Origin of the sequence: Agrobacterium sp. SUL3 (genome assembly GCF_001263295.1) — a bacterium.
Lineage (GTDB): Bacteria > Pseudomonadota > Alphaproteobacteria > Rhizobiales > Rhizobiaceae > Agrobacterium > Agrobacterium tomkonis.
The window spans coordinates 24217-33132 of the sequence record NZ_KQ414524.1 but is presented as its reverse complement, the minus strand read 5'-3'; the positions used below and the strand labels follow the sequence as shown (position 1 = coordinate 33132).

8 protein-coding genes and 3 pseudogenes are annotated in these 8916 nt (G+C 57.4%); 5 read left to right on the top strand and 6 right to left on the bottom strand.

The window, feature by feature from the left end; all coding sequences use genetic code 11:
- Window positions 1–75: 75 nt before the first annotated feature.
- A pseudogene (locus AKG12_RS26635) lies at window positions 76–768 on the bottom strand (IS256 family transposase); the annotation flags it as partial.
- Between the two features lie 100 nt (window positions 769–868).
- A pseudogene (locus AKG12_RS26630) lies at window positions 869–1108 on the bottom strand (RHE_PE00001 family protein); the annotation flags it as partial.
- 190 nt (window positions 1109–1298) lie between these two features.
- Here AKG12_RS26630 and AKG12_RS26625 point away from each other — a divergent pair.
- Entirely contained in the window at window positions 1299–2447 is a 1149-nt protein-coding gene (locus AKG12_RS26625; protein WP_052821134.1) for a site-specific integrase, read from the top strand.
- A gap of 45 nt (window positions 2448–2492) precedes the next feature.
- Here AKG12_RS26625 and AKG12_RS26620 read toward each other — a convergent pair whose 3' ends face one another.
- Complete coding sequence (locus AKG12_RS26620; RefSeq protein ID WP_234825365.1) at window positions 2493–2834, bottom strand: SDR family oxidoreductase; 342 nt, start codon at window positions 2832–2834, stop codon at window positions 2493–2495.
- Between AKG12_RS26620 and AKG12_RS31150 the strand changes: the two are divergent.
- Window positions 2792–2988, top strand: a pseudogene (locus AKG12_RS31150) (integrase); the annotation flags it as partial. The gene AKG12_RS26620 and the pseudogene AKG12_RS31150 overlap by 43 nt on opposite strands.
- Window positions 2989–3228: 240 nt before the next feature.
- Here AKG12_RS31150 and repC read toward each other — a convergent pair.
- The 3 genes from repC to repA form a co-directional block, all read right to left on the bottom strand.
- Complete coding sequence (repC, locus tag AKG12_RS26615; protein ID WP_052821132.1) at window positions 3229–4473, bottom strand: plasmid replication protein RepC; 1245 nt, start codon at window positions 4471–4473, stop codon at window positions 3229–3231.
- A gap of 157 nt (window positions 4474–4630) precedes the next feature.
- On the bottom strand, window positions 4631–5626 hold the full coding sequence (gene repB / locus AKG12_RS26610) for a plasmid partitioning protein RepB (protein ID WP_018326378.1): 996 nt from the start codon (window positions 5624–5626) through the stop codon (window positions 4631–4633).
- 84 nt (window positions 5627–5710) lie between these two features.
- The gene (repA, locus tag AKG12_RS26605) at window positions 5711–6898 is read right to left on the bottom strand and encodes a plasmid partitioning protein RepA (RefSeq protein ID WP_018326379.1); all 1188 of its coding nucleotides are present in this window, start codon (window positions 6896–6898) and stop codon (window positions 5711–5713) included.
- Between the two features lie 378 nt (window positions 6899–7276).
- Here repA and trbB point away from each other — a divergent pair, with 378 nt between their 5' ends.
- From trbB to AKG12_RS26590, 3 genes are read left to right on the top strand one after another with little or no spacing between them, the layout of a single operon-like run.
- On the top strand, window positions 7277–8242 hold the full coding sequence (trbB, locus tag AKG12_RS26600) for a P-type conjugative transfer ATPase TrbB (RefSeq protein ID WP_052821131.1): 966 nt from the start codon (window positions 7277–7279) through the stop codon (window positions 8240–8242).
- Complete coding sequence (locus AKG12_RS26595) at window positions 8232–8624, top strand: TrbC/VirB2 family protein (protein ID WP_052821130.1); 393 nt, start codon at window positions 8232–8234, stop codon at window positions 8622–8624. The genes trbB and AKG12_RS26595 overlap by 11 nt, the downstream gene beginning before the upstream one ends.
- Window positions 8617–8916: a conjugal transfer protein TrbD gene (locus AKG12_RS26590; RefSeq protein ID WP_015647762.1), complete on the top strand. Its 300-nt coding sequence runs from the start codon at window positions 8617–8619 to the stop codon at window positions 8914–8916. The genes AKG12_RS26595 and AKG12_RS26590 overlap by 8 nt, the downstream gene beginning before the upstream one ends.

The following is an 8916-nucleotide window of genomic DNA, read 5'->3' as shown; positions in this document are numbered from 1 at the left end:
TATCGGGCGGACGCATCGTCAGTCATGCCGATAGACTATTGCCTCGATCCGCACCAGCCGGTTAAGGCGACGCCTCCCCTCATGGGCATCGGAGACGACGAGCTTGACGCCACGCAGACCCCGCCTGGTCAGCTTTCGAAGAAACTCGGTCCAGATCGCCTCGGCCTCGGATGTGCCGATCTCCATACCGAGCACCTCGCGTCGACCGTCGGTGTTGACGCCGACGGCGATGATGACGGCAACGGAGACGATGCGCCCGCCGCGCCGGACCTTGAGGTAGGTCGCATCGATCCAAAGGTAGGGCCATTCCCCTTCGATGGGCCTGTCGAGAAAGGCCTTCACCTTCTCGTCGATCTCCTCGCAGAGCCGGGATACCTGGCTCTTGGAGATGCCCGACATGCCCATGGCCTTAACGAGGTCATCGACGGATCGGGTCGAGACGCCTTGGATATAGGCCTCTTGGATCACCGCCGTCAGGGCCTTCTCTGCCATGCGGCGTGGTTCGAGAAAGCTCGGGAAATAGCTGCCTGTGCGAAGCTTTGGAATGCGCAGCTCGACGGTGCCCGCCCGTGTCTCCCAGTCCCGGTCGCGATAGCCGTTGCGCTGGGCAAGTCGGAAGCCATTCTTCTCGCCATAACCCGCGCCCGTCTTTGTGCCGACCTCCAGCGCCATCAGCTTCTCGGCAGCGAAGCCGATCATCTCGCGCAGCAAATCGGCGTCGGCGCTCTTCTCAACGAGTGAGCGCAGGTTCATCATGTCGTCGGTCATCGGTGGTGTCCCTCAGGTTGGTCATAAGCAACCCGACCCTACCGGAAATCACCGATGGCTATGAAATCCAGCTACACCACTCCATGGGACACGATCTGGCACCGATCGTCTGCGCCTCTTCCGTGTCAACCGTCGTGATCTCTGCGGTTTTCCGCAGCGAGCGGATACCGTCGGCCCACAACGCCCAATCCGGCGACTGTGCGGCGATGCGCCGGCGGGTGCGCAGCACGTCGCGGGCGATGCGCTCGTCGAGACGGGTCAGCACGATCCCGGCGTCGAAAGTAGGCCGCAGCAAGTTAGAAATGCCGATTTTCGAAGGATCGTAAGTCATTGAAATCATGGTAAACGAACCGTTAAACGGACGCTATTTCTCATTTACCGTCCGTCACTGAGTACGATCCTATGTCTGCGATCTAGCCTCCGATAAGTATCCCTTATCGGAGGTGATTGATTTCCTGCCGCAAATCAGAAAGAATCCGGCAAATCCACGGCCGCTCGGCCGTCAAAAGCCGCCGATCCGGAGTTTCTCTGTGGCCAAACCGTCCATCTCCAAGACCGCCGTCGATCGCCGGGCCGACGAACTCGACACCATCGCCAGCGTGCTGCCGATCGACCGGCGCGACGAACTGGCCGAACTGCTGACCGACCAGGACATCGAAACGCTACGCCATCTGGTCAACGAAGGCATGGGCGAAAACACTCTGCGCGCCCTCACCTCCGACCTCGCCTATCTACAGGCCTGGTCGCTTGCCGCGACCGGCGCCTCCCTCCCCTGGCCGGCGCCCGAAGCCTTGGCTCTTAAATTCGTCGCCCACCATCTCTGGCAGCCCGAACAGCGCGACATCGATCCTCACCACGGCATGCCAGCCGATGTCGAACAGAGCCTGCGGGAACAGGGTTTTCTGCGATCGCCAGGGCCGCACGCGCCCGACACGGTGCGGCGGCGGATTGCCAGCTGGGCGACGCTGACGAAATGGCGCGGGCTGTCAGGCGTCTTTTCCTCGCCGTCGCTGAAATCCGCGATACGCCTCGCAGTTCGGGCGACGCCGCGGCCAAGGAAACGCAAGAGCGCCAAGGCCGTCACCGGCGACGTCCTGGCAAAGCTGCTCGCGACCTGCAGCACCGACAGCCTTCGTGACATCCGCGACCGGGCAATCCTGATGGTGGCTTTTGCCTCGGGCGGTCGTCGTCGCAGTGAGATTGCCGGTCTGCGCAGGGAGCAGCTCACCGTCGAGCCACCCATCACCGTCGAGGGTGCCCCTCCCCTCCCCTCTCTCGCCATCCATCTCGGTCGCACCAAGACGTCAGGTGCCGAAAGCGATGAGGCCGTTTATCTGACGGGCCGGCCCGTGGATGCTTTGAACGCATGGATGGCGGCTGGAAGAATCGAAAGCGGGAGTATTTTTCGGAAGATCGATCGTTGGGGCAATGTCTCGAAGCGGGCGCTGGAGCCGGGCGCGGTCAATGCGATCGTCAAACAGCGGGCCGAGATGGCTGGACTCGACCCTGCGGAATTCTCGGCGCATGGGTTGCGGTCGGGATATCTTACGGAAGCCGCCAACCGCGGGATCCCCCTCCCCGAAGCAATGGAGCAGTCGCGACACCGTTCGGTGCAACAGGCCTCCAGCTATTACAACAACGCGACCCGCCGAAGCGGGCGCGCTGCGCGTATGCTTTGAAGACGCGGATCGGCCGGCACTGCCTCCAGATAGACCGCGATGAATCTACAACGAAGACTTGCCGATTGAGGCCCCGCCATCGACATGAAGCGTCTGCCCCGTAATAAACCCAGCGTCATCCGATAGCAGGAATTCGATTGCCCCAGCGACTTCCTCCGGTCTTCCGAAGCGGCCCATTGGAACGCCGAAGAGGTAACGCGCTTCGCTCTCGCTGCCGACAGGATTGTTCGCCCGAAACAACGCCGTCTCCGTTGGCCCCGGCGAAACGGCGTTCACCGTTATTCCGCCCGCAGCCAGTTCAAGGGCCCAGCTCCGGGTGAAGCTGACAAGCGCCGCCTTTGCTGCGGCGTAGCTTGGCGGGGCTGGAGCCTGCGGAGTTTTCGGCACATGGGCTACGATCAGGATATCTGACCGAAGCGGCTAACCGCGCATACCCCTCCCCGAAGCCATGGAGCAGTCGAGGCATCGTTCAGTGCAGCAGGCGTCGAGCTATTACAATAGCGCTACCCGTCGAAGCGGTCGTGCTGCACGTTTGCTGTGAAGGCAGGCGTCTACCCACGATAAAGCTTTCGTCGTCCGGTAGCGTGAAAGCCGCTCTCGCGTCGATTGGCATAGACCAGGCCCAGTCATCAATTCAACGAGAAATTACGCGCACTCATCTCGTATAAGCATCAGTAATTTATGAGGAAAATTCCGAAAAAAACGGCTGACAAGATTGTAGCGGTTGTATGAGAGCCCTACCTCGTCATCTAGGTTCAACACATTGCGCTTATTGACATCGCTAACCCGCAAGCCGGTTGCCATCGCCGTTTGCCTTGAGCAGCGACATCAGCATAGGCCCAATTGAGAACTCTCCTCGTTCCGAGCGTTTAGTCAGATCACGTAGATAACCACCGGCCGAGTTGATGTAGTTCGAGCGCTCTAGGATGCACGCCATTGCCGCGGCAGCATTCTCCGGCCCCATCGCATTGCAGGCCTCTTCGTAGGCTGAGGGACTTACTCCGAGCATTGAGCGGACCACTACGGCCGCCGTCATCAACTCGCGCCAATTCGATATGCCACCGCCCGGCCCATAGTCTACGATCTGGGGGCAAGCTCGAAGGACCATACCGAGCGGAAACGACTTGATCTGTTCTGCATTCGCCCATTTCTGTTCAACGCCTATCCTCTTGGCTGGCGGCTCTTCCGGCAAGCTTTCGCCCTGCTCTTTTCTAGAGCTAGGTTCAAGTTCATAGATAGATTCGGTATTTGAATTCTGTATGTGGCGTTCATTTTGAATGGCATTGCCGTGCATATAGTCGGTATTTAACTGCATCTCCAGGAGGTTGATGACTTCATTCCTCAAAAGCTCCATCTCGTCGAGTGTTGCTTCGACCTGGGTTCTGTCGGGATAACGAGGTAGTCGACCAAGAATTCCAACATACATCATCTCGACGTCCAGCCAGTTTCCTGACGCTCCTTCTTCAATCGCAGCCGTAATCAGCTTACGGACATCGCGACGGCAGATCGTCAGTGCTTCTTTTGCCCTGCGGAAGCGTACACGTTCTGCTGCGACTTCCTGCGCAAGTAGGGCAAGCTCCGCCGCGCGCGTGAGCAGCGGGCTGAGATCGAAGCCGTATGCCTGCTCAATTACGCCATCTCGACTGCGATGCGCGTAACGCTTGCCGTTTGGACTATCCCGGCGCTGGATAAGTCCGGCATCGACCAGTGCTCCGAGTTGCCGGCGGAGCGTGCTTTCTGTGATCCCATGAGCGCGGACAGATAGCTGCGCATTAGATGGAAACACGACAAGTCCATGATCCTGGTCGAGCTGTGGCTCAGGGTAGAACGTCAAGAGTGCATCGAGAACAGCGAGCGCTCTGTCTTGCAGACCGAAGCGCTCCCTCGCCTCACACACGTCACGAAACACTTTCCACTTTTCTACGCGTGCGCCTGGGCTCGGTGCTGTGATGGCCAGTTGCCCCTTAACTAGGGCAAGAGTAGCCGGTCGCCGCCCAAAAGGCGTCGTTACATGTCCCGTTTGCATTTTTTCTCTCACCTTTCTCTAGGCAAAAGAAATTCGCTCACCAAATCGGTGCCAACACTCTTGACTGCGATTCCGGGAAATGCGATTCTCGATCCTGCTAGAGATGACGAGAGAGGCTTCCACGGTTTACCGTTTGGGGGCCTTTTTCTTTTGCGGTTTAATCTCCGTTGCGTTCGGTTTTTGACCGTTTGTACTCGTCATACAAACGGTCCATCCGGCCCGAAAGCCAGTCGCTGAAGGGCTTCGCTTCGACATTCGAAAGCTCAATCGCAACCTTCTTCGATTTGGTGTTCATTACGAAATTCAGTGAACTGTCGCTCGACGTCCAATCCCTCCCGGATGCGTTGCCCTTGGGCTTCTTAGCAGCCGATTTGACCTTGTAGCGCTTCAGGTAATCATGAAGTTCGTCGAACCGCTTCTCTTCTGCCAGTTCAACAAACCCTGCGGTCTCCGTAAATTCAGTGGCAACCTTCAAGAGGGCAGGAACGAGAAGTAGTTGACGCAGGCTAAGCCACTTGTCGCGCCCGATTTTTTTGGACGCACCGAGAGCTTTGATGATCGCAGCAGGGACCACTTCCACGACACCGAGCATCTTGGACAACATCGCCTCGTCGATCGCGAGAGACGACCGCACCACGTCCTTCGTCATGTTGGACGCAAGCAGGTTCTGTGCGAAGTACGCACGTTCGATGAAGGATAAGTTTGAGCGGGCAGAGTTTTCCTGCCCTTGGGCGATTGCGGACGTGATGTCGTCAAGTTTTTTGACAACCGCCTTGACCGAAATCCCGAGCTCTTTGGCGACCTTGAGACGACGGTGCCCGAAAACGACCATGAAGCGTTGGCTGTCATACGAGCTAGGCCGAACCAGGATTGGTGTCGTCTGACCGGATTCTTTGATCGCCTGTTTGAGCTCCTGGTATTCTTCGCCCTCATCCGACAGCCGATCGGCCACGAATGATACATCCAGCAGCCGCGGATCCAGCTCCACGACGACCTCGCCCTCCATGAGCTTCTTGGTGTTTTCGGCGAGATCTTCAATCGATCGCACAACCGTCTTCGCGGCGCCCGTCATCGCGTATCCAGGCTTTACGGGAGATTTGTCGGTCGATATCGACGCTATATCAAGCTTCGCAAATGGATTGTCACGCGCCATGACCGAACTCCAGCTTTGACTTCAACTCCGCTAAGGCATTATTTCGCCTTGCAAAAATAGGAAAAAAAACGGCTGACAAGTTTGTCATTTCCGCCCCCAAGCATTGTGTATCAGGTCGACAATTTCACCATTTGCGGCATTCAGGCTTTCCATTGCTCGATCGTAAGTAGACCGAACGAACTCTCCCCGCTCGACCTCGTACAAAGTCTGCTTTTTGATTGAAGCGTCGGAAATAGCGGTAGATTTAAGAACGTGGTTTCGCAGCATCTGCTGAGCAAACATCGACTGCATGAAACCGACCATCTGCGCTTGCGGAATGTCGGTCGGCTCAAAGCGTGTCACGAGGTAGCGGAACCATTCCACCCTGATTTCGGCACCAGCCTCTGCAACAGGGGTCATAATCCCTCCCAGCATCTGTAGGAACTGGCTCATCGACATGATGTCCAACATCTGGGGATGGATTGTAATCAGGATGCCTGTGGAAGCCATCAACGCGGTGATAGTAAGGTAGCCGAGCTGCGGCGGGCAGTCGATGACAACCACGTCATACTTGTCGTCCACTTCTTTAAGCGCATTGACGATGCGCATGTGGAACAACCGACCCTCGTCACCTTTTCGAGAAGAAATTGACAGTGGCACATCGTATTCAAATTCCTGCAGCACAAGATTCGCCGGTACAACGTCTAGTCCTGGAATATTGGTCGACTGAATTACCGCTGATATTGGCTTTCGCTCCTCATCGAAACGAAGCGCTTCGTATAGGGACGCTGTATCATCGAGTTCGGGCTGAATGCCGAACAGTGACGTTAGCGACGCCTGGGGATCTAGATCGATGGCAAGCACACGGTGACCGGTGAGGGCGAGATACTGTGCTAAGTGTGCGGCGGTCGTTGTCTTCCCGCTTCCACCTTTGAAGTTCACGACCGAAACGACTTGCATCGGCTCGCCTTCGCGACGTTGAGGAACATAATAGCGCTTGTCGGATTTTTTGTTGGCTTCGAGATATTCGCGAAGCTCCCGCATTTGATCGGCCGTATAATATCGGCGACCGCTGACCGATTCGATCTCCGGGCCTTTCCCTTCGGAATGGATTTGTCGGAGATGGCTTTGGGTCACACCCATGAAATCGGCGACCTCGCCGAGCTGAAACTTGCGTAATCCCTTACGAGCGTCCGGCGGATACTGTTGGCTGCGCAGCATATGCAACGCGCTTGAGATCTTTGCCCCTTGCTGGGCGATCTCGACGTCAAATCTGTTGGGCAGCTGGCTCATTTTGCAAACTATTTCCTAGGTGGCGTCACTTTCGAAAAAATGGCCATAAAGCCATAATTTGCGCAACTATCGTCCGATTCCCCCTGCGCGACAAGGAATTTAAAGTTAACAATATCTTAAGATGATCCAAGACCATCGCAAAAACGCGTGATTAGGTGTTATATTTCAGTGTGTTGAGCATTTCATCGCCATCGTCCATGTCCTTTCTTTCCTCAGATTTTTCCGCCCTTATCTGAGGCGACCCAGAAGCCCATTGAGAGAATCGATGGGAACCTGACGGAATCACCTCACGCAGGCGACCCACAAATTTGTACGTGGACATCAAAGCGTGGCGCGGCTCTTTTCCCTCACAAACCAATCAGCGAGGAGAAAGCTGCAATGCTTCAGTCGCATTCCCGCCTTGTGCGCAAGCTTCAAGAAGCACTGGGCGATCGTTTATGTATCGCCCTCGACGACCCTGGCGTCGTCGAGATCATGCTCAACCCGGACGGTAAAGTTTTCATCGAGCGGTTAGGGCAGGGCATTGCGCCCGCGGGTGAGATGGCGGCGACAGCAGCGGAAACAATCATCGGCTCCGTCGCACACGCTCTACAATCTGAGGCGGACGATGAGCGGCCGATCATTTCGGGCGAACTTCCCATTGGCGGACACCGCTTTGAAGGGTTGCTGCCCCCGGTTGTCGCGTCCCCAACGTTCACGATCAGGCGCAGAGCCTCCAGGCTGATCCCACTCGACGACTATATCGCTGACAAGGTGATGACGGAGGCGCAAGCCACAGTGATCAGGAGCGCAATCGCGAATCGGCTCAATATCGTGATCGCGGGTGGAACGGGTTCGGGCAAAACGACTCTCGCCAATGCCGTGATCGCTGAAATCATAGCCTCAGCGCCGGACGACCGCATGGTCATTCTTGAAGATACTGCGGAAATCCGGTGTGCGGCAGAGAATGCGGTGTGCCTGCATACCAGTGACACGATCGATATGGCGCGACTGCTCAAGAGCACCATGCGCCTCCGTCCCGACCGCATCATCGTTGGCGAAGTCCGCGACGGCGCCGCACTAACGCTGCTGAAAGCCTGGAATACTGGCCATCCCGGTGGCGTCACCACCGTCCACTCCAACACCGCCATGTCCGCCTTGCGTCGTCTGGAGCAACTGACCGCCGAGGTCAGCCAGCAACCGATGCAGGCTGTGATCGGCGAGGCCGTTGATCTTGTCATCTCGATCGAGCGCGCGGGGAGGGGGAGACGGGTACGAGAGGTCATCAATGTCGAGGGCTTCAGCGGTAGCCGGTACCAGACCGAACATTACGCTCAAATTGATGAGGACATTCATGCTGCATAATCGCTCTTTTCGCCTCGGACTGCTCGCTGCGATGTTCTGCGCGGCGCTTGCCGCGCCAGCCCTTGCCAGTTCCGGTGGGAGTCTTCCCTGGGAGGGGCCGCTTGAACAGATTCAGGAATCCATCACTGGGCCAGTCGCAGGAGCAATTGCCCTCGCCGCCATGGCGATCGCCGGCGGAATGCTGATCTTCGGCGGCGAGCTCAACGATTTCGCGCGACGCCTCGTCTACATCGTACTGGTCGCCGGTATCCTGCTGGGGGCGACGACGATTGTCGGACTGTTCGGTGCGACCGGCGCGTCGATCGGCATCACTGCCACAAGTTTGCCAGGGACCGTTTCCCATCCGATGTCCGTTGCAAGATGGGAGGGGGCCAATGGGTGAGCCGCATTCCGCTCTCCAACGCAATCGCATTCACCGCGCTCTTTCACGGCCGAACCTTTTGATGGGGGCAGACCGGGAGCTCCTGCTTGTCACAGGGCTGGTGGCAATCATCCTGATCTTCGTCGTGCTCACCCTGTATTCAGCGCTGTTTGGCATCGCCATCTGGTTCGTGATCGTCGGCGCGCTGCGCATGATGGCAAAATCCGATCCCCTCATGCGTCACGTCTACGTGCGGCATTTGCGCTACCGGCACCACTACCTGCCCACGTCTTCGCCGTGGCGGCGTTTCTAA

What these genes read in the sequence shown, in the direction of transcription:
- repC (WP_052821132.1), bottom strand. Translation starts at nt 4,473, where the DNA reads ATGCAAACGGGACATGTAACGACGCCTTTTGGGCGGCGACCGGCTACT.
- repB (WP_018326378.1), bottom strand. Translation starts at nt 5,626, where the DNA reads ATGGCGCGTGACAATCCATTTGCGAAGCTTGATATAGCGTCGATATCG.
- repA (WP_018326379.1), bottom strand. Translation starts at nt 6,898, where the DNA reads ATGAGCCAGCTGCCCAACAGATTTGACGTCGAGATCGCCCAGCAAGGG.
- trbB (WP_052821131.1), top strand. Translation starts at nt 7,277, where the DNA reads ATGCTTCAGTCGCATTCCCGCCTTGTGCGCAAGCTTCAAGAAGCACTG.
- AKG12_RS26595 (WP_052821130.1), top strand. Translation starts at nt 8,232, where the DNA reads ATGCTGCATAATCGCTCTTTTCGCCTCGGACTGCTCGCTGCGATGTTC.
- AKG12_RS26590 (WP_015647762.1), top strand. Translation starts at nt 8,617, where the DNA reads ATGGGTGAGCCGCATTCCGCTCTCCAACGCAATCGCATTCACCGCGCT.